Origin of the sequence: Actinoplanes sp. NBRC 101535, from assembly GCF_030269225.1 — a bacterium.
GTDB lineage: Bacteria > Actinomycetota > Actinomycetes > Mycobacteriales > Micromonosporaceae > Actinoplanes > Actinoplanes rectilineatus.
In genome coordinates, this window is record NZ_BSSY01000006.1 from 184,013 (window position 1) to 204,365 (window position 20,353).

15 protein-coding genes are annotated in these 20,353 nt (G+C 69.5%); 9 read left to right on the forward strand and 6 right to left on the reverse strand.

Annotated features, from left to right (window positions below):
* The first annotated feature begins 7 nt into the window (after window positions 1-7).
* The 6 genes from QSK32_RS18665 to QSK32_RS18690 all read left to right on the forward strand — a co-directional run bounded on the left by QSK32_RS18665 (window position 8) and on the right by QSK32_RS18690 (window position 7,514).
* On the forward strand, window positions 8-1,129 hold the full coding sequence (locus tag QSK32_RS18665) for an adenosine deaminase (protein WP_045740043.1): 1,122 nt from the start codon (window positions 8-10) through the stop codon (window positions 1,127-1,129).
* 451 nt (window positions 1,130-1,580) lie between these two features.
* Complete coding sequence (locus tag QSK32_RS18670; protein ID WP_045740203.1) at window positions 1,581-5,243, forward strand: sensor histidine kinase; 3,663 nt, start codon at window positions 1,581-1,583, stop codon at window positions 5,241-5,243.
* A complete protein-coding gene (locus QSK32_RS18675) occupies window positions 5,240-5,644 on the forward strand; it encodes a roadblock/LC7 domain-containing protein (protein WP_014447580.1) in 405 nt (134 codons plus the stop codon). Before QSK32_RS18670 ends, QSK32_RS18675 begins: the two co-directional genes overlap by 4 nt.
* Before the next feature lie 90 nt (window positions 5,645-5,734).
* Window positions 5,735-6,115, forward strand: coding sequence for a DUF742 domain-containing protein (locus QSK32_RS18680; protein WP_045740042.1), 381 nt, complete (start codon window positions 5,735-5,737; stop codon window positions 6,113-6,115).
* Between the two features lies 1 nt (window position 6,116).
* A complete protein-coding gene (locus QSK32_RS18685) occupies window positions 6,117-6,704 on the forward strand; it encodes a GTP-binding protein (RefSeq protein ID WP_045740041.1) in 588 nt (195 codons plus the stop codon).
* A 423-nt stretch (window positions 6,705-7,127) separates the two neighbouring features.
* Window positions 7,128-7,514, forward strand: a complete 387-nt coding sequence (locus QSK32_RS18690; RefSeq protein WP_285472633.1) for a hypothetical protein — start codon at window positions 7,128-7,130, stop codon at window positions 7,512-7,514.
* Between the two features lie 381 nt (window positions 7,515-7,895).
* On the opposite strand, the gene QSK32_RS18695 is transcribed toward QSK32_RS18690, so the two are convergent.
* From QSK32_RS18695 to deoC, 5 genes are all read right to left on the reverse strand, one after another.
* A complete protein-coding gene (locus QSK32_RS18695; RefSeq protein ID WP_285472737.1) occupies window positions 7,896-10,208 on the reverse strand; it encodes a transposase in 2,313 nt (770 codons plus the stop codon).
* 16 nt (window positions 10,209-10,224) lie between these two features.
* Window positions 10,225-11,085 (reverse strand): SatS C-terminal domain-containing protein, encoded by an 861-nt coding sequence (locus QSK32_RS18700; protein WP_045740039.1) that lies wholly within the window; start codon window positions 11,083-11,085, stop codon window positions 10,225-10,227.
* A gap of 117 nt (window positions 11,086-11,202) precedes the next feature.
* Window positions 11,203-12,024: an aldehyde dehydrogenase family protein gene (locus tag QSK32_RS18705; RefSeq protein WP_285472634.1), complete on the reverse strand. Its 822-nt coding sequence runs from the start codon at window positions 12,022-12,024 to the stop codon at window positions 11,203-11,205.
* A complete protein-coding gene (locus tag QSK32_RS18710; RefSeq protein ID WP_285472635.1) occupies window positions 12,017-13,441 on the reverse strand; it encodes an aldehyde dehydrogenase family protein in 1,425 nt (474 codons plus the stop codon). The genes QSK32_RS18705 and QSK32_RS18710 overlap by 8 nt, the downstream gene beginning before the upstream one ends.
* 5 nt (window positions 13,442-13,446) lie before the next feature.
* The gene (deoC, locus tag QSK32_RS18715; protein ID WP_045740036.1) at window positions 13,447-14,373 is read right to left on the reverse strand and encodes a deoxyribose-phosphate aldolase; all 927 of its coding nucleotides are present in this window, start codon (window positions 14,371-14,373) and stop codon (window positions 13,447-13,449) included.
* 59 nt (window positions 14,374-14,432) lie between these two features.
* On the opposite strand from deoC, the gene upp reads away from it, so the two are divergent.
* A complete protein-coding gene (upp, locus tag QSK32_RS18720; protein ID WP_045740035.1) occupies window positions 14,433-15,065 on the forward strand; it encodes a uracil phosphoribosyltransferase in 633 nt (210 codons plus the stop codon).
* Between the two features lie 109 nt (window positions 15,066-15,174).
* Here the strand turns inward: upp and QSK32_RS18725 are convergent, their stop codons facing one another.
* Complete coding sequence (locus QSK32_RS18725; RefSeq protein ID WP_045740034.1) at window positions 15,175-15,663, reverse strand: NUDIX hydrolase; 489 nt, start codon at window positions 15,661-15,663, stop codon at window positions 15,175-15,177.
* Between the two features lie 197 nt (window positions 15,664-15,860).
* Here QSK32_RS18725 and QSK32_RS18730 point away from each other — a divergent pair, with 197 nt between their 5' ends.
* On the forward strand, window positions 15,861-19,373 hold the full coding sequence (locus tag QSK32_RS18730; protein WP_285472636.1) for a bifunctional glycosyltransferase/CDP-glycerol:glycerophosphate glycerophosphotransferase: 3,513 nt from the start codon (window positions 15,861-15,863) through the stop codon (window positions 19,371-19,373).
* 26 nt (window positions 19,374-19,399) lie between these two features.
* Complete coding sequence (locus QSK32_RS18735) at window positions 19,400-20,335, forward strand: GT-D fold domain-containing glycosyltransferase (protein WP_045740032.1); 936 nt, start codon at window positions 19,400-19,402, stop codon at window positions 20,333-20,335.
* Window positions 20,336-20,353 lie beyond the last annotated feature (18 nt).

Consider the following 20,353-nt stretch of genomic DNA (forward strand, 5'->3'; position numbering starts at 1 on the left):
TCTTGTGATGGCTGGCATCGCACATTCCGACATCGTCAAGGCACCGAAGGTTCTGCTGCACGACCACCTGGACGGTGGTCTGCGGCCCGCCACCATCGTGGAACTCGCCGATGCGGTCGGCCACGAACTGCCGACCCGGGACCCGCAGCGGCTGGGCGAGTGGTTCGTCGCCGCGGCCGACTCCGGCTCGCTGGAACGGTACCTGGAGACCTTCGCGCACACCGTGGCGGTGATGCAGACCGTGGAAGGCCTGCACCGGGTCGCCAAGGAGTGCGCGCTCGACCTGGCCGCCGACGGCGTGGTCTACGCCGAGATCCGGTACGCCCCGGAACAGCACCTGGAACGCGGTCTGACCCTGGACCAGGTGGTCGAGGCGGTCGACGCCGGTTTCCGGGCCGGCAGCGCCGAAGCGGCCGAGTCGGGCACCCCCATCCGGATCGGCACCCTGATGACCGCGATGCGGCACGCCGCCCGGTCCCAGGAGATCGCCGAGCTCGCGGTCCGCTACCGCGACAGCGGCGTGGTCGGCTTCGACATCGCCGGCGCCGAGGCGGGCTTCCCGCCCACCCGGCACCTCGACGCGTTCGAGTACCTGCAGCGGGAGAACTTCCACTTCACCATCCACGCCGGTGAGGCGTTCGGCCTGCCGTCGATCTGGCAGGCGATCCAGTGGTGCGGCGCGGACCGTCTGGGGCACGGTGTCCGGATCGTCGACGACATCGACGGCACCCCCGCCGGCCCGAGCGCGGCGACCACCACCGGCGGGACGCAGTCGGCGCCGCCGGTGCTGGGGCGGCTCGCGGCGTACGTGCGGGACAAGCGGATCCCGCTGGAGATGTGCCCGTCGTCGAACGTGCAGACCGGCGCGGTCGCCTCGATCGCCGAGCACCCGATCAAGCTGCTGCACGATCTGCGGTTCCGCGTCACGGTCAACACGGACAACCGTCTGATGAGCGGGACATCGATGTCACGCGAGATGTCGCTGCTTGCGGATGAGTTCGGATGGGGCTGGACGGAGTTTCAGTGGCTCACGATCAACGCGATGAAGTCGGCATTCATCCCGTACGACGAGCGATTGGTGTTGATCAACGAGGTGATCAAGCCGGCGTACGCCAAGTTGGTGAGCTGAAGTCCGGCTTTTCACCATTTTCCCGGATAGGAACGAACGTACGTCAAAAGAAATCGACGGTCCGGCTTCGGGCCTCCGCCGTTCGGCTACACTGCCGCCTACAAAGCTGGCATAATCCGGCATCTCGCCTTGCCGATCGCAGGGAACCGAGCCATCGTTTACTGACCGCGATCGACTACGATCGGGACCCGGCCAGCCTGCGCCCACCCCCCAACGCCGCGCTGGCCGAGTGAGTGACCTTAAGAGATGTACAGCTTCACGAGCAGTGATGTCAGACCGGCGATGTCCAACTACGTAGTTGCAACATCGCGTCACACAACCGGTCCGTGTCCGCCTGCTCTTTCTCTTTGACACTTGTCATGATGGAATCTCGGGGGCCCGACGTCGGCGAGTCGGCCGTGTGCGGTGCCCGGCGAGCCGAATGCCGGGCCCGAATCAGGAGGACGGTGACGTGAGCAAGCGCCCCAATACGGCGAACGGCGTCATGTCGCGTCTGCGTCGACCTGCTGGTCGACTGCGAGACCTACCCATCTGGTCCAAGCTGGGCCTCATCATGCTGGTTCCCACCGTCGCCACGATCATCGTCGGCGTCAACGGCCTCCGGGACCACATCGACGAAGCCAGCAACGCGGAGCGCTCGCGGACCCTTGCCGTTCTGGCCAAGGAAGCAGGTGCTCTCGTCGACAACCTGCAGTCTGAGCGAACCTACGGCATCATGGTGGCCCTCTCTCAGAACGCGGACGCGAAGACCAAGGAAGCCGCGGTGAAGCTCTACAACGGCGTGCACGCCGATGTGGATTCCGCCAAGGGACCTTACGCACAGCAGAAGAGCTCTTTGGAGGACATCCCGGAAAACGTCGGCTTCCTGCTCCTTCGTCTGGACAACAACCTCACCGACCTTCCGGCGACCCGCAGCAAGGTCGCCGACGGTCAGGTCGACGAGTCCGGCGTCCGTGGCGAGTACGACAAGCTGATCGAGGACCTTCTCCAGGTCCGTGACGTCTCCGCGCAGCTCTCTGCGGACCAGGAGCTCGGCGATCACCTGCGCGCCGTGGCCGCGGTCTCCCGTGCCAAGGACTACACCGCCCAGCAGCGTTTCATCGGCCAGCAGATCGTGGCCAAGGGCGAGCTGGACAACAACCTCCGTGTCGCGTTCCTCCAGACGCAGACCGGATACGACCTGGCCTACGACACGATGACCGCGGTCGGCACCGCCGACGAGCAGGCCGTCTTCACCAACACGGTCACCGGCGCGGAGCAGGAACTGGCCGCGACGAACTACATCCTTCCGCTGATGGCGTTGCAGGGCGCGAACACCAAGAAGATCGCGTTCACCTCCCAGCAGTGGGAGGCGGCGATGAAGGGCTACAACGACCTCTTCCGTACGGTCGAGGTGCAGTTCGACGACAGCATCGTCACCGACGCCACCACCCTGCGCGACGACACCAACCGGCGAGTCCTGCTGGAGACGAGCATCCTGCTCGGCATGCTCCTGCTGGCCATCCTCTTCGCGTGGTTGGTCGCCCGGTCGATGGCCCGGTCGCTGCGCGAGCTGCGTCAGGGTGCCCTCGCGGTCGCCCAGTTCGGTCTGCCCCACGCGGTGGAGCGACTGCGTGACCCGGCGCTCTCCGCGTCGCTCACGCCGGCCCAGGTGGCCGACCAGATCGCCGAACCACTGCCGGTCCGCAGCCGTGACGAGTTCGGGCAGGTGACCGAGGCGTTCAACGCGGTTCACCTCGAGGCGGTGCGCACCGCGGCCGAGCAGGCCGCACTGCGTGCCTCCGTCGCGACGATGTTCGTCAACCTCGCCCGCCGTTCACAGATCCTGGTCGACCGGCTCATCGGTCACCTGGACCGCCTGGAGCGCGGCGAGGAGGACCCGGACCGTCTGGCCGAGCTCTTCCAGCTCGACCACCTGGCCACCCGAATGCGCCGTAACGACGAGAACCTCCTGGTCCTCGCCGGTGCGGACTCCACCCGTGTGCAGCGCGAGCCGGCTGCTCTGATCGACGTGCTGCGCGCCGCGCAGTCCGAGGTCGAGCACTACACCCGGATCGAATTCGGCATGATCGACCGGGAGATCGAGGTCTCGGCGCACGCCGTCAACGACATGGTCCACCTGGTCGCCGAGCTGTTCGACAACGCGACCGCGTTCTCCCCGCCGAACTCGCACGTCCTCGTCGAGGCGCGCCGGGTCGGCGACAACGCGATCCTCTCGGTCGAGGACCACGGCATCGGCATCAGCCGTGACCAGCTCCGCGACCTGAACGAGCGTCTGGCCAACCCGCCGACGGTGGACGTCGCCGTCTCCCGCATGATGGGCCTGGTCGTGGTCGCCCGGCTGGCCAACCGGCACGGGGTCCGGGTCGAGCTTCGGCCCGCCGACCGCGAACGCGGTACTGTCGCTGAGGTGGGTCTGCCTGTGTCCGTCCTCGCCGCCGCGGCTTCCGCCCGCGTGCAGTCGAGTGTCGGCCTCGACGCGCCCCCGCAGCAGCAGGCGATGCCCTCCTTCGGCGAGCCCCTCGCCCTGGAGAGCGGCCGGGGTGGTTTCCCGACCGGCGCTCGCCCGTTCGACCCGATGAACGGCTCCGGTGGCTTCAACGGTGGCGGCTCCAACGGCGCCGTGCCGGCCTGGTCCGACCTCACCGGTGCTGCTCCGTCCGGCTTCGCCGGGCTCAACGGCAACGGCAACGGCGGCGGCTCCAACGGTTTCGGTGGCGGTGCCCCGTCCAACGGTTTCGGTGGCGCTCCCTCCAACGGTTTCGGTGGCGGTGCCCCGTCGAACGGCTTCGGCGGCCCCCCGTCGAACGGTTTCGGTGGCGGTGCTCCCTCCAACGGTTTCGGTGGCGCTCCGTCGAACGGTTTCGGTGGCGGCAACGGCGCCAACGGTTCGGCCAACGGCTTCCACGGCCCGCGCAGCAACGAGGTCATCCCGCCGCTGCCGGCCGGCCCGGCCGGCAGCAGCCCGCAGGGTTTCGCCGGTCTCGACGAGCTCCAGCAGCGGCGCAACACCGAGTTCCAGCGTCCGGTCGACAACGACGTCAACGGCTTCGGGACCACCATCCCGCGGCAGCTGCCGCCGAGCCCCGACCAGGGCCGGAACCCGTTCGTCCCGCCGGTCTCGGCGCCTCCGGTGCCCTCCGCGCCTCCGGTGCAGTCGGCTCCGCCGGTCTCCCCGGCCGCGCCGTATGCTCCGCAGGTCCCCACGGCGTTCTCCGGACCGCCGGCCGACCAGCGCAACCCGTTCGCCTCGGCGCCGCCGGCCTGGCCGCCGGTCGCCGCGGACCGGGACGCCACCCCGCACGTGCCGGAGAACCTTTCGGCCGCGCTGGACATGACGGCCGAGATCCCGCGCTACCGCCCGGACAACTACGAGCCGCAGCCGCAGGTGGCCCCGCCCACCAACCCGCAGACCGCGCCGGTTCCGGCGTCGGCTCCGCCGGCAGCGGAGGTCCACGCGACCGCCGCCGCTCAGATCGCCCAGGCCACGGGCCGGCAGCCGGAAGGTTCCGTTCCGTTCGCCGACGAGACGATGGAGCTGCCGATCTTCCGGGAGCTCGAGTCGGCGTGGTTCACCACGGCCCGCACCGAGCCGTCGCGACCGGTCGCCTCCGGCACCGGTGACGAAGCGGTCGTCTCGCAGCGCATCCCCACGGGTGAACCGGTCCGTGTGGCGGCACCGGCCGCCCCGCAGCAGGTGCAGCAGCCGGCCCCCGCACCCGCACCCGAGGTGCGCAGGCTCGACCCGACTCCGGTCGGCGCGCCGGCGGCGGCCCCCGCGTATGCCGGTGGTGACGGCGCTTCGGCGTCCAACCCTTGGCGTACGGCAGCAGACGACGGCTGGTCGGCCGCCGCGAAGGCAGCCGAGGCACCGGTCGATACCACGACCACGGCGGGCCTGCCGAAGCGCACGCCGATGGCTCAACTCGTCCCCGGCGGTGTCGACCGGGGCGGCACGTCCGTCCAGCGCCGCTCGCCTGAGGGGGTTCGCGGTCTCCTGTCCGCGTACCACCGGGGTGTTCAGCGTGGTCGCACCAAGGAACAATCGACCAACCTGGAGGAGACTCCAGGAGGGCAGCAGCCCTCGCAGGCTGGCAAGGAGCATGAGGCATGACATCTACGCAGGATCTCGGTTGGCTTCTGGCCAACTTTGCCGACCGCGTTCCCGGGGTCGCGCACGCGATTGCGGTCTCCGCCGATGGCCTGCTCCTGGCGGCCTCTCGGGACCTTCCGCGAGACCGTGCCGACCAGCTGGCGGCGATCGCGTCCGGCCTGGTTAGCCTTACCCAGGGCGCGGCTCGATGCTTCGAGGGCGGCGCTGTTCTGCAGACGGTCGTCGAGATGGACAACGGTTTCCTGTTCCTGATGTCCATCTCCGATGGCTCTTCCTTCGCGGTGCTCGCAGCACGCAGCTGCGACGTCGGGCAGGTGGGCTACGAGATGGCCCTCCTGGTCGACCGCGTCGGAGAGGCTCTGACCCCCGCGCCGCGTTCCGCGGCCGGGGTACTGGGCTGAATCGGCAGTGTGCCGGCACCAGTCGGCCACTGTCGGAAACTTTGGTAACCAATACACTTCGAGGGGCCGAGGGAGGGGTTGACGGTGACTATGCCCGAACGCGATGAGCCGACTGGCGCGCTGGTCAGGCCGTACGCCGTGACCCGCGGTCGGACCCGTCCGAAGCTTGAGATAGCGCTGGAAGCGCTGGTCGAGACAACCGTGCGCGGCCGTTCCGGGATAAGCCGCGGCGGGCAGGGTGGAAGCGAGCATCAGTACATCGCGGCGATGTGCGACGGCGGCCGAGTTCAGTCGCTGGCCGAGATCGCCGCACGCATGCAACTGCCGCTCGGTGTGGCACGTGTGATCGTCGCCGATATGGCCACTGATGGCCTGGTCGCGGTCTACGAGCCCACCTCGCTGGAAGACGAGACCGACGCGGTAGGCACGGAACTGCTGGAAAGGGTGCTGAGTGGACTTCGCAGGCTCTGACATGTCGCACCGTCCCGCTGCGGGACGCGTGACATCGGCGAAGATTGTCATCGCCGGTGGCTTCGGCGTCGGTAAGACGACGCTGGTGGGATCGGTCTCGGAGATCACCCCGCTGACCACTGAGGCCATCATGACCTCGGCCGGTGTGGGTGTTGACGACAACCGGCAGGTTCCGGGGAAGATGACCACTACGGTGGCCATGGACTTCGGCCGGATCAGCATCGATCGCGACCTGATTCTGTACCTGTTCGGAACCCCTGGCCAGACGCGTTTCTGGTTCATGTGGGACGAACTGGTGCGGGGCGCGATCGGTGCAGTCGTCATGGTGGACACGCGTCGGCTTGCCGACTGCTTTGCCGCCATCGACTTCTTCGAGCACCGGCGCCTGCCGTACCTGATTGCGATCAACTGCTTCGACGGCATGCAGTATCACAACGCGCAGGACGTTCGAGACGCGCTGGCGATCTCGAGCGACGTGCCCGTGGTGAGCTGTGACGCCCGCAACCGCGAATCGACGAAGAACGTCCTCATCTCCCTCGTGGAGTATGTGCTGACGATGCGTCGGACGCGCGCGGTCGCCCCCGCCTGACAGACGGTTGAAGCCCCGCTCCGCGAGTCGGAGCGGGGCTTCTGCGCGCCCGCAGACAGGTCCGTTCCGCACTCGATCACTCACTCAAGGTAACCGATCCGGTCGAGAACGGCGACCGGGCCGCGGCAGCGGTTCGGCTGCCCGCACGGTGCCTGCCCGTCCGGGAACCCGCGCCCAGCACCGGCGCCATCCGCTACGTGACACCGGGCGGCCGTTCCCGAACCAGTCCGCCCCACGGATCTCCGGCTCATCCTCGCCGGGAGAGGCGGTCCTGTTCCGCAGGAGACGGCCCAGGAGCCGATGAGGCTCGCATAGCCCCTACACGAGGGTGTCCAGCCCCGGAACGCGCTTCACGGAGGATCTCAGCGCCCGCAGAGCCGGAAGCCTGCTCGTGTGGGCGCCCCGCCTCGGTACGTTCTCGGTATGGCAACTGCGGACGCTGACCTGATCGCGGTGACGTTGAGAGTCAGGGATTGGCTGTCGCTCATGGGTGTGATGGACAACGCCATCTCCGACGCGGTCGAAGACGGCGATCCCGACGACATCGTGCCGATTGCTGATCGGGTGCGGACAGCGGCCGGATCCAGCGCGTACGAGACCAACGACAGGCAGCTCCCGCACGACCAACTGACCAGGGTCGGACTCTCGTCATCCGACTGGCGCTTCACCCTGCGCACGCTGGCCGAATGGGCCGAAGCGGCGGAGGACGTGGCTCCCGATCCCGACCCCGACCTCCGCGGCCCTTCCGAGCGTGAGCTGATCTCCGGCATCACCGTGCAGCTACCCGCGGCATTCGCGCCGCCGGCGTAGGTGTGACGTCCGGCGGCCGGGCTCGTGGCTCCTCTCCTGTGCCTGGGAGTTCCCATGACGAATCCTGTGCCTGGGGGTCCCATGACGAACGTTGAGCTGATCGACCGGCTGATCGAGGAGACGACCCCGGCACCTGACCGGGCGTAGCGGCTGCGCCCGTCCAGGGCACCTCCCCGTGTTCGACGACTGCGGACCCGTCACGTATCCGGACCTCGGCGGGCGGTGTCGTCATGAACGGCGAGGAGGGCGGCCCGGTGCGGCCGGCTGAGCGCGACTTCGCGACCCGTACTCCCACGCCGATGGTCCCGTCGAGGAATGACGTAGGGGCGCGACCCGGTGAAGGTCGCGCCCCTACGAAACGAACTGACTGGGTGACGCCTGTCAGCGGCCGCCGAGACCCGCATTGTTGTTGCGGTAGTCGTCGGCCGGCTGGCCGTCGCGGGTGAAGTCCCAGCCTCCGGCTGCCTCACGGCCCGGACGACCGCCCATCGCGAAGCCGCCGATCTCCTGTCCGCGACGCCAGCCGCGGAAGTAGCCGGTGGTGTGTGCGGCGATCGAGGCCGCGTCGCGGACGATGCGGACCGGGCGTTCCTCGCGCAGGGCCGTCGAGCCGGGGACCAGGTTGGCCTGGGGCACCCGTTTCGGCAGGCCGGCGTTGGTCTCGGCGGCGACGGCAGGGGTTGCCGCCTTCTCCGCCGCGCGCCAGGCGCTGTCGTTCGGGTTGGACCACTCGACGCCTTCGGGCTCTTCGGTGCCGCCGGTGAACCAGGCCGAGCGGGCCGCCGCGAAGATCAGCAGGCCTTCGTCGCCGGTGTCCGAGGAGACCGGCGGGGTGGCGCTGCGGTCCAGTGCGGTGACCTTGTTGCTGAGCACGACCGGTTCGTCGTCGACGAGGCGCAGCGGCGGGGTGGTGCCACCCCGGGTGCCGGCGCCGTTGCCTTCGGCGATGAGCCGCAGGGACGGCGGCTCTTTCGGCATGTCCTGCCACGGTGGTTTGACGCGGCTGGCGGAGGCGGGCGAGCTGATCGGGGCGGCCGCCGGCGTGGACCGGGACGGGGGTGCCTCGTCGCCGCTGCTGTTCATCAGCGGCCAGTTCGCCCGGGATCCGGGTTCCGGGGTGTCCTGGGTGGGCCGCGGGTTGGGCATCGGCAGGCTGAAGTCGGTCGGCCCGCTGGGGGTCGTGCCGTTGGTGGCCGCCGGTGTCCGCGTGTTCGGCCGGGACGGGATGACCGTGCGCTGACGTTCGGAGCGGGCCCGGGTGAGTTCCGCGTTGGTGAGCGTCGGGCGGAACGGCTCGCCCGCCTCGGCGGGGGTCGCCTTGCCCGGCGGGGTCGACGTCGGGGCGCCGGGGATGCGGGATCCCGGGGGTGTCGACGTCGGGGCGCCGGGGAGCAGGCCGCCGGGCGGGGTCGACGACGGGGCGCCGGGGATCCGCGAGCCGGGCACCGGACGGGTCCCCGGGGTGATCGGGGTCATGCCGGGCGGGGGCGGCGGCACCGAGACCGGACGGTTGCCCGGCAGGGTGGCGCGGCCGGGCAGACCGTTGGCGGCCGCCGGGGCGACCGGCGGGGCGGTGATCGGGTCCGGGGCGACCGGCGGGGTGGTCAGCGCCCGCGGCGTGGCCGGTCCGCTGCCGGTGGTGGCCGGTTCGGGGCGTCCGCGACGGCCGAAACGGCTGCTGTCCGAGGGCATGCCGACCGGCGGCACCGACGTGGGTTCGGCGGCCCGGCGTCCGGCGGAGCGACGGCCGAGGGCGGCGCTGAGTCCGGGCGGGGTGGCCCGGGCGTTGAGGGTGCCGACCAGGGCCGTGCAGGCGGCGTCGCTGGCGCGGACCGCGGCGATGGCCTGGCGGACCGAGTCGGCGGCTGCCGGGGCCAGCGACTTGTTGACCCCACCGCGGCGGGGTGACTCGCTGATCGCGACCTGCAGTGCGGTGACCGCGGCGATCATCTGGTCCTCGGAGCCCGCTCCGGTGCGGATCAGCTCGGCGACGATCTCCTGGGTGATCTGGGAGGTGTCGCTGCGGCCGGTGATCCGGCCCGGCTCGGGGATCGCGTCGAGGACGGCGAGGGCCAGCGGGTGGGCCGGGTCGGGGTACGCCCGGAGGGCGGCCGGATAGAGCTCACGCAGGACCTCACGCAGCGCGGTCGCGGCGGAGTTGCGTCCGACGAGCATCGCGACGTGCGCGGCCAGGACGGGTTTGTAGCTGACCAGCTCACGGGGCGTGGGCAGGTTTATCGCGGCGATCGCCCCGGCCTGCAGTGCGCGGGCCAGTCCGACGGCGCGCCGGGCGGCGGCCGGCGCGGCGATCTCCTCGGGGGAGTCGTCGTCGGAGAAGCGTTCGGCGAAGTTGTCCGCGTCGTCGTCGTCGACGACGACGAGTGGGCGGCCCGCCGCGGTGAGCAGCGAGGTGACGACGTGGTCGTCGCTGTCGGCGGCGACGGCGGCCTCGCTGAAGCCGGTCGTCCGTTCCACGAGGAGCGTGCCCAGCTGGGAGTATCCGGCAGGGTCGTCGCTGATCTCATGGACGCCGAGCAACCGGCCTGCGTCGTCCACCACGGCGATGGTCAGCGGTGCGGTCGTGGCCGATCGCACCGAATCATCAGCCGACGCCAGACCGCAGTAAACGCGCACGAGCGCCACGGCGTCGTCCTCCTCCCCGGGACTGCTGCTTCTCTCTGGCCAAGAATTGATGTTCCCCGGTAATCGGTCAGTCACGCCAGTCCACAGCGGCAGAGATCTTGCCGATGACCGAGCGCCAGCCCAGGCTGGCCTGCTGGGCGCCGATCTTCTTCAGGCGGCGGCGACCGAAGAATCCGCCCATGCCGCCGTTCTCGGCGGCGCGGAGGGACTCGTCGAGGTCGTCGAGCGGCGAGCCGGGCGACAGCGCCAGGATCACCGGCTTGAGGCGGAGTCCGTATCCCAGGTCCCGGGCCACCTCGCCGGCGGCGATGAGCAGCGGTAGGTCCCAGGTGTCGTGTCCGCCGCGCAGGTTCTCCACCACGAGGTCGAGCTCGTAACGGTCCTCCGGCCGCGGGTCGATGTCGCTCGACTGTACCCGCTCGGCCAGGTCACCCCAGGTGTCCAATTGTGCGAGATCGTGCGGAGCACCCGAACGAAGGAAGGAGACGAGCGATTCGGCGCTCTTGAACGCGAGCAGCCGGCCCTTGTGGCTGAGGAAGACGGGTACCTCCTCGTCGTCCGACTGCTTGGCGGCCTCGTCCGGCTCGTCCTCGAAGTCGGCCGGGTCGGGCTCGTCGGCGGCCTTTTCGGCGCTGTCCTTGTCCGTCTCGCCCTGGGCGAGGAGAGCTTCGTACTCCTCGTCGACGATGACCTCTTCCTCCTCCTCGGCGGCCTTGCGGCGGGCCTCGAAGGGGTCGTCCTCGTCGACCACGAGCTCGGTCGGGGTGATCTCGGACACCTTGCGGTATGCCCGCAGGGTCAGGCCCACCCCGCCGGGCAGTGCGATCTCCACCGGCTCGACTCGGACCTGCTCCCAGAGCTCACGCCCGGAAAGGCCCTCGGAGGTGGCCTCGGAGGTCGCCTCGGGCTCGTCGGACTGGCTGGTCAACTTGGACCTCCGGGTGATCTGGGGGTGGCGGGGACGGGTGAGACTCTGGGCACACACCCTAGTCGGCAACGCTGTGTGACAGCGGCCCCGTCCCTCGCGCCATTCGAAGAAGTACCGCTAGTACCCCTTCGGGTGCCAGACAGTCTTGGTCTCCAGGAGTGCGGTCATCGGCCGCAGTCCGGGGTCGGCATCGAAGCCGCTGGAGCCCGCCGGCGGGCGGATCACCCGTTTCAGGGTTCCGGCGGCGTCCCGTTCCAGTTCGGCGGCGAGTTCCCCGGGTTCGGCGCCGGTCAGGTCGAGGGCGTTGACGTCGGCGTGGGTGGCGAGCCAGGGCGCGGTCTCCGGGTACCGGCCGGTGAGGATGTTCACCACGCCGCCGGGTACGTCCGAGGTGGCCAGCACCTCGGCCAGGGTGATGGCGGTCTGCGGTTCGGGTGCGAGCACGACCGTGGTGTTGCCGGTGACGATCGCCGGGGCGATCACGCTGACCAGGCCGAGCAGCGAGGTGGGCGCGATCACGGCGACGACGCCGGCCGGCTCGGGCGTGGAGACGTTGAGGAAGGGCCCGGCGACCGGGTTGGCGCCGCCGGCCACCTGGGCGATCTTGTCGGACCAGCCCGCGTACCAGACCCAGCGGTCGACGGCGGCGTCCAGCTCGTCGCCGGGCACCTTGAGCGCCTTGAACTCGGCGCGGCGGGCCTGGAGCATCTCGGCGATCCGGTACAGGACCTGCCCACGGTTGTACGCGGTCGTCCCGGACCAGCCGCCGAACGCGGCCCGGGCGGCGACCACCGCGTCGCGGGCGTCCTTGCGGGAGGCCAGGGCCACGTTGTCGCCGTTCACCACGAAGGTCCGTCCTGACTCGCTGCGCGGGAACTTTCCGCCGATGAAGAGCTTGTACGTCTTACGGACGGTCAGGCGCGTCGACGACTTAGGCAAGGTAGGCCTCCAGACCGTGCCGGCCGCCTTCACGGCCGTACCCCGACTCCTTGTAACCGCCGAACGGCGACGCCGGGTCGAACTTGTTGAAGGTGTTGGCCCAGATCACGCCGGCCCGGAGACGGCCGGCGACGGCGAGGATCCGCGATCCCTTCTCCGACCAGATCCCGGCGGAGAGCCCGTAGGGGGTGTTGTTGGCCTTCTCGACGGCTTCGGCCGGGGTTCGGAAGGTCAGCACCGACAGCACCGGTCCGAAGATCTCCTCGCGGGCGATCCGGTGGGCCTGGGTCACCCCGGTGAAGATCGTCGGGGCGAACCAGAAGCCCCGGTCGGGCAGCGGGCAGTCCGGCGACCAGCGTTCCGCGCCCTCCGCTGACCCTATTTCCGACAATTCGGTAATGCGGGCCAACTGCGCGGCGGAATTGATCGCGCCGACGTCGGTGTTCTTGTCCAGCGGGTCACCGACGCGCAGGGTGGTCATCCGGCGTTTCAGCGCGGTGAGGAAGTCCTCGGCGACGGATTCCTGCAGCAGCAGCCGTGAACCGGCGCAGCAGACGTGCCCCTGGTTGAAGAAGATGCCGTTCACCACACCCTCGACCGCCTGGTCGATCGGCGCGTCGTCGAAGACGATGTTGGCGGCCTTGCCGCCCAGTTCGAGCGTGACCCGCTTGCCGGTGCCGGCCACCGCCGCGGCGATCTCCCGGCCGACGTCGGTCGAGCCGGTGAAGGCCACCTTGTCGACGTCCGGGTGCCGCACCAGGTAGGCCCCGGTCCCGCCCGCGCCGGTCACGATGTTGACCACACCCGCCGGCAGTTCGGCCTGCCGGCAGACGTCGGCGAAGAACAGCGCGGAGAGCGGTGTGGTCTCGGCCGGTTTGAGCACCACCGTGTTGCCGGTGGCCAGCGCGGGCGCGACCTTCCAGGCCAACATCAGCAGCGGGAAGTTCCACGGGATGACCTGTCCGGCCACCCCGACCGGGCGCGGTTCCGGGCCGAAGCCCGCGTACGCCAGCTTGTCCGCCCATCCCGCGTAGTAGAAGAAGTGTGCCGCCACCAGTGGCAGGTCGACGTCGCGGGACTCCCGGATCGGCTTGCCGTTGTCCAGCGACTCCAGGACGGCCAGCTCACGGGACCTCTCCTGGATGATCCGGGCGATCCGGAACAGGTACTTCGCCCGTTCCGCCCCGGGCAGCGCGGACCACGTGGTGAAGGCGCGCCGGGCGGCGGCGACCGCGCGGTCCACGTCCTCCGGGCCGGCCGCGGCGACCTCGGCGAGCACCTCCTCGGTGGCCGGGTTCACGGTCGGGAAGGTGCCGCCGTCCTTGGCGGGTTCGAACGCGCCGTCGATGAACAGCCCGTAGCAGGAGGCGAGGGAGACGACGGAACGGGACTCCGGTGCGGGTGCGTACGAGAACATCGGCCTCAGTCCAGGGTGACGTAGTCCGGGCCGGCGTAGTGGCCGGTGGCGATCTTGGAACGCTGCATCAGCAGGTCGTTGAGGAGTGAGGACGCCCCGAACCGGAACCAGTCCGGGCTGAGCCAGTCGGAGCCGGCCGTCTCGTTGATCAGCACCAGGTACTTGATCGCGTCCTTGGTGGTCTTGATGCCGCCGGCCGGTTTCACCCCCACCTGGCGCCCGTGGCGGTCCCGGAAGTCACGGACCGCCTCCAGCATGACCAGCGTGATCGGCAGGGTGGCGTTGACGGCGACCTTGCCGGTGGAGGTCTTGATGAAGTCGGCCCCGGCGAGCATGGCCAGCCAGGAGGCGCGCCGCACGTTGTCGTAGGTGGCCAGCTCGCCGGTCTCCAGGATCACCTTGAGATGGGCGTCACCGGCGGCCTGTTTGACCGCGACGATCTCGTCGGACACCGCCCGGTAGTCGCCGGCCAGGAACGCGCCCCGGCTGATCACCATGTCGATCTCGTCGGCGCCGGCCGCGACCGCGGCCCGGGTGTCGGCCAGTTTCACCTCGAGCGGCGCCTGGCCGGACGGGAAGGCGGTGGCGACGCTGGCCAGGTGCACCCCGGAGCCGGCGAGCGCGGCGGCGGCCACCGGCACCATCGAGGGGTAGACGCAGATCGCGCCGACCGAGGGGCAGGACGGGTCGGTGGGGTCCGGCCGGATGCCCTTGGCGCAGAGGGCGCGCACCTTGCCCGGGGTGTCGGCGCCTTCCAGGGTGGTCAGGTCGACCATCCGGACGGCCAGGTCGATCGCGGCGGCCTTGGCGTCCGCCTTGATCGAGCGGGTGGCCAGCATCGCGGCCCGGGCCTCCACGCCCACCTCGTCGACGCCGGGTAAACCGTGCAGGAAGGCCCGAAGGTCAACCGGAGTGGTCGCCGTCACAGTCATGAAACCGATTCTAAGCAGGCCGCCGACTGTTGACCTTGGGTCAACGGTAGGTTGGGCCCGTGGACGTCCTTGTCGTAGATCATCCGTTGGCTCAGACCCGGCTCACCGCGATGCGCCGTACCGAGACCGAGTCCGGCGTCTTCCGCGCCTCGCTGCACGAGCTGACCACGATGGTGGTCTATGAGGCGGCCCGGCTCTTCGCCGTCGAGAAGTACCGCATCGAGACGCCGGTCGCGCCCACCGAGGGCACCCGCCTGGCGAACCCGCCGCTGATCGTCCCGGTGCTGCGCGCCGGTCTGGGCATGGCCGACGCCGCGCTCGGCCTGCTCCCCGAGTCGTCGATGGGGTTCGTCGGTCTGGCCCGTGACGAGGAGACGCACGAGCCGCGGGCCTACATGGAGTCGCTGCCGGCCGACCTCACCGGCCGGCCGGTGCTGGTCCTCGACCCGATGCTGGCCACCGGCGGCTCGCTGCTGCACTGCTGCAAGCTGCTCGCCGACCGTGGCTGCACCGACATCATCGTCTGCTGCGTGCTGGCCGCGCCGGAGGGCGTCGAGCGCCTGAAGGACTCGGGTCTGCCGCTGCGCCTGATCACCGCGTCGATCGACGAGGGTCTCAACGAGAAGGCCTACATCGTCCCCGGCCTCGGTGACGCCGGCGACCGTCAGTTCGGCGGCATGCGCCGCTTCTGATCCACCCCGCGGTGCCCGGGCCGGGCGTTCCGCTTCCTCCTTCTTCTCTTGTACGCGCGGAGCGCCCCGATCCTTCTTCCGAGGCGATCGGGGCGCTCCGTGCGTACAGTCAAAGGGTGTGGTAGTTCCAGCCGACCGCCTTGCCGTCGGCGAAAGGCATCACGCCGTGGAACACCCGGGGTTCGTCGTCGAAGACCAGGGGCAGGAAATGCCGGTCCGACTCCCACATCGGCACCCGTCCGGCCAGCACCTCGTCGATCTCGATCCAGTGCAGGCTGCCCTCGGGGTTGTCGGTGTGCGGCGTGCCGGCCCAGGCGGAGATCCGGAACAGGAACCCGAACCAGTTCTCCCCGTCGCGCCCGAATCCGGGCCAGGAGATGGTGCCGGCGAGCGTGATCTCCTTGCACTCGATGCCGGCCTCTTCGAGGATCTCCCGTTCCAGTCCGGCGACGATGTCCTCACCGGGTTCGAGCTTGCCGCCGAGGCCGTTGTAGTAGCCGTAATGGAGATCGTCGGGGCGGGTGTCGCGGCGGATCATCAGGATCCGGCGGCGATCGGGGGAGAGGACGTAACCGAGCGTCGCGACGATGGCCTGCACGCTGTCAAGGCTAGAACATGCGGGCAGGTGACAAATCCCCCACTGACCTGCATACGGTGATGAACGGTACTCACATCGGGGGTTTCCGGTCTGCTAACGTTCGCCGGACAGCCGGCGCATAGAGTATTCGCTCGGGTCACGCCTGAGTACAGATCGCCGTCCCCGTTCCCGGGCATTGAAATCAGGAGGGTCACGGGATGGATTCCGTGCTGAGCGTCGTCGTCCCGATCTACAACGTGGCGGCCTACCTCGATGAATGCTTGGACTCGATCGCCGCTCAGTACTACTCGAACCTTGAAGTGATCATGGTCGACGACGGGTCGACCGACGAGAGTGGCGAGATCGCCGCGCGCTTCGCCGATCGTGACTCTCGGTTCAAGTTGGTGACGAAGGAGAACGCCGGCCTGGGTGCCGCGCGCAACACCGGTGTCGAGCACGCGACCGGTGAGTTCCTGATGTTCGTCGACAGTGACGACGTCGTGCCGCCGGCCGCCGTCGAGCTGCTGATCGCCTCGATCTCCGAGACCGGCTCCGACTTCGCCTCCGGCAACGTGATGCGCCTCAACAGCAAGGGCGTGCACCAGTCCGCCCTGCACCGCGCCGCGTTCGCCACCACCGTGCTGCGCACGCACGTCAGCAGGCAGTCCAACCTGATGGACGACCGCACCGCGTGGAACAAGGTGTTCCGCCGCTCGTTCTGGGACCAGCACAAGCTGGCCTTCCCGGAGGGCGTGCTCTACGAGGACACCCCGGTCACCGTGCCCGCGCACGTGCTCGCCAAGAGCGTCGACGTGCTCGACGTGCCGGTCTACTACTGGCGCGAGCGCGAGGGCCAGAGCAAGTCGATCACCCAGCGGCGTGACGAGGTCCGCGGCTTCATCGACCGGCTGGCCGGCGTGGAGCAGGTGAGCCGGTTCCTGGCCAAGCGCAAGCAGCACAAGATCAAGCGGATCTACGACGCCTCGGCGCTGGCCGGCGACCTGATGATCTTCATGCGTGAGCTGCCGAAGGTCGACGACGAGTACCGAAAGATCTTCCTGGACGGCTGCAACCGCTTCCTGGACACCGTCGACCCGCGGGTCTTCGACGAGCTGACCGCCGCCCAGCGGGTGCTGTGGCGGCTGGTCGCCAACCGGATGATGCCCGAGCTGCTGGAGATGATCCCGACCGTCCGGTCGCGGCACCGCATCGTCCGCAAGGGCCTGCGGCGGTACCACAAGCTGATGTTCCTCGAGGAGCGCCTGCCGAACGTGCCGCGCACGCTCTTCCTGGCCGGCACCCCGCGCCCGCGGACCCGGCTGCACGACGCCCAGTGGCGCGAGAACAAGCTGGTCCTGCGCGGCCACGCGTTCATCCCCGGCCAGGCCGCCGCGCACGCCTGGACCACCACACGACTGCTCTGGCTGCGCGACGCCGAGGGCCGCCGCACCAAGCGCCAGCCGCTGTCGAACCAGAAGTGCCTGGACGCCTCGGCGGTGCACGGCAGCCAGACCATCTCCTACGACTGGTCCGGCTTCGAGGCCGAGATCGACGTGCAGGCGCTGCGCGGCGACGACGGCAAGTGGCACGACGGCATCTGGACCGTCGTGGTGGGCGTCCTCGGACTGGGCCAGAAGAGCAAGGGCCCGCTGACCGTCGGCGAGCACGCCAACCCGGTCCGGCTGACCAGCATGTACGTCGACAAGGACGTGCGGATCACCCCGGTCGTCACCAACGGCAAGTTCCAGCTGCACGTGGAACACGTCGGCGCCCGGATCACCGGCGGCTCGCTGGAGGGCGACGCCATCGAGATCCGCGGCGAGGTGACCGGCGCGAACCGCAAGCCGGCCACCGCCCGCCTGTCGCGCACCTCGGGCATCGTCTGGCACAGCTACCCCGTCGAGATCCAGGGCGACAAGTTCGCGTTCCGGGTGCCGGTCGCCGACCTGCAGGAGCCGGGTGTCGAGACGGCGCAGCTGCTGCCCGGCGAGCCGGGCGAGCGCTGGGACGTCGAGCTCTCCGCCGGCGACGACCACAGCGCGCCGATCCGGCTGGCCCTGCACGACTACTTCACGTTCCCCCCGCAGTACCTCGACCACCGCACGGTCACCCTGGTCTCCGACCGCAAGGGTCACCCGGTGCTCACCGCCCTGCCGTCGATGCCGGTGATCACCGGCGTCACCGCGGCCGGTGGCGGGTTCCGGCTCAGCGGCACCCTGCCGCCGCAGGGCGACTGGAGCGAGTTCCAACTCGTCGTGCGGTACTCCAACGCCCGCGAGACGCGGTACTTCCCGGTCGTCGTCGACGGCGACACCTGGCAGCTCGACCTGGACCCGTTGCAGGTGCCGAGCTTCGGCTGGAACATCCGGCTGCGCGTCGGCACCTGGGACCTCTACCACCGGGTCGGCGAGGACGGGCCGGTCGCCCCGCTGCCGCTGGCCGCCGCCGCGATGGAGAACCTGCCGCTGTCGCACCCCACCGACCAGCAGCGGGTCACCCTCGAGTGGTACTACCCCGACCAGCGGGCCCTGGTCCGGGTCCGGACCGCGCTGACCGACGAGGAGCGCGGCAAGGCGAACGGCTACCGCAGCCGCACCGAGTTCTACCCGCGGATGCGCAAGGCGCCGCTGCGCGACGTCGTGCTCTACAACAGCTTCACCGGCCGGCAGTACTCCGACAGCCCGCGCGCGGTGCACGAGGAACTGGTCCGCCGGGACCTGCCGCTCGGCCACCTGTGGGTGGTCACCGACGGCCAGGCCGCCATCCCGGACAGCGGGCGGGCCGTCGGCCTGTGGCGCCGGGAGTGGTACGAAGCCCTCGCCACCAGCCGGTACATCGTCACCAACCAGCACCTGCCCGGCTGGTTCGAGCGCCGCCCGGGCCAGGTCGTGATCCAGACCTGGCACGGCACCCCGCTCAAGCGGATCGGCTTCGACATCGAGGACCTGCACTTCGCCGACAAGCAGTACTTCGAGAAGCTCGAGAACGAGTCGAAGAACTGGAGCCACCTGGTCTCGCCGAACACGTTCAGCACGCCGATCCTGCGGCGGGCGTTCCGGTTCCCCAACGAGATCCTCGAGGTCGGCTACCCGCGTAACGACGTGCTCTTCCTGGAGGGGGAGAAGCGGGACGCGATGGTCGCCGACGTGCGCCGGCGGATCGGCCTGCCGGACGGCAAGAAGGTCGTGCTGTACGCGCCGACCTGGCGTGACGACGAGTACTACCGCGGCGGCTCGTACAAGATGACGATGATGCTGGACCTGGACGACGCCCGGGAACGGCTCGGCGACGACCACGTGCTGCTGGTCCGCCGGCACCCGAACGTGGTGGACCCGATCCGCGGCGCCGGCAACGGCTTCGTGTACGACGTGTCCACGTACCCGGACATGGCCGACCTGCTCGCGGTCACCGACGTCCTGATCACCGACTACTCCTCGGTGATGTTCGACTTCGCCGCCACCGGACGGCCCATGCTGTTCTTCACGTACGACCTGGAGAACTACCGGGACAACCTGCGCGGCTTCTACTTCGACTTCGAGTCCGAGGCGCCGGGCCCGCTGCTGAGCACCTCCGACGAGGTCGTCCAGGCGATCCGGGACGCCGATCAGGTTCGCGGTCGGTACGCGACCCAGTACAAGGCGTTCGCGGAGCGCTCCAGCGACCTCGACGACGGGCATGCCGCCTCGCGACTCGTCGATGCGATGCTGGATGCTGGTCGCAAGATCAGTTGATAGCCACCGAATTCGAGGGACGTCCAGTGTTTCGTGAGGTCTTCAAGTCCGAAGCCGAGAAGGCCGCGGAGGCCCAGGCAGCCGAGGAGAAGCGCAAGGCCGCCGAGAAGCGTAAGGCCGCCGAGCGCAAGCGCCACGACGAGGACCGCAAGATCCTCACGGACATCCGCTGGGAGCTGCGGGAACAACGGAAGTACCTCGAGCTCTTCCGGGTCCTGGCCACCAAGGACGTCGTCGACGACGTGACCGCCTTCACCACCGAGCGGCAGCTCGGATTCGAGGAGACGGTGCAGCGCCTCATCACCGAGCGGGTCAGCTTCACCCGCTTCGGCGACGGCGAGTTCAAGACGATGCTGCGCTCGGACTTCAACCTGAAGTTCCAGCCCTGGTCGCCCGCGCTCGCCTCGGACCTGCGTGAGGTGCTGCGCTTCGACGGGTTCGACGAGAGCCGGCTGATGCTCGGCTTCCCGTACCCGTACCGCAACCTGCACTGGTCGGGCGTCTGGGCGGACATCTGGCACGAGGTGAAGCCGCTGCTGAAGCCGGGCATGACGTTCGGCAACAGCCACGTCTCCCGGCCGATCTTCTTCCAGCAGCTCGGTCAGCGCGGCGCCGACATGTGGCGGCAGGTCTGGCAGGACCAGGACATCTGCGTCATCACCGGGGAGAACTCGCGGTTCACCCTGGCACCGCAGCTGTTCGACAACGTGAAGAGCAGCTCGTTCCTCTACTCATTGCCGGTCAACGCGTATTCCGACCTGCCCCGCCTGATGAAGGTGCTCGAGGACGAGGACCCGAACAAGCTCTATCTGGTGTCGCTCGGCCCGGCGGGCACGCTGGTCAGCGCCTGGCTGTCCCGGATGGGCCGGTGGGCCGTCGACGTGGGTCACATCAGCGACAGCTGGTCCAACGTCTTCGACGGTGGGGCCTGGCCCGAGACGCTGGGTGTCCAGCGGAAGTGACCGACCTGGGGATCGGAC

Bases quoted from the DNA above. Each gene is read 5' to 3' on its own strand.
- QSK32_RS18665 (WP_045740043.1), top strand. From the start codon at position 8: ATGGCTGGCATCGCACATTCCGACATCGTCAAGGCACCGAAGGTTCTG.
- QSK32_RS18675 (WP_014447580.1), top strand. From the start codon at position 5,240: ATGACATCTACGCAGGATCTCGGTTGGCTTCTGGCCAACTTTGCCGAC.
- QSK32_RS18680 (WP_045740042.1), top strand. From the start codon at position 5,735: ATGCCCGAACGCGATGAGCCGACTGGCGCGCTGGTCAGGCCGTACGCC.
- QSK32_RS18685 (WP_045740041.1), top strand. From the start codon at position 6,117: ATGTCGCACCGTCCCGCTGCGGGACGCGTGACATCGGCGAAGATTGTC.
- QSK32_RS18690 (WP_285472633.1), top strand. From the start codon at position 7,128: ATGGCAACTGCGGACGCTGACCTGATCGCGGTGACGTTGAGAGTCAGG.
- QSK32_RS18710 (WP_285472635.1), bottom strand. From the start codon at position 13,441: ATGTTCTCGTACGCACCCGCACCGGAGTCCCGTTCCGTCGTCTCCCTC.
- deoC (WP_045740036.1), bottom strand. From the start codon at position 14,373: ATGACTGTGACGGCGACCACTCCGGTTGACCTTCGGGCCTTCCTGCAC.
- QSK32_RS18730 (WP_285472636.1), top strand. From the start codon at position 15,861: ATGGATTCCGTGCTGAGCGTCGTCGTCCCGATCTACAACGTGGCGGCC.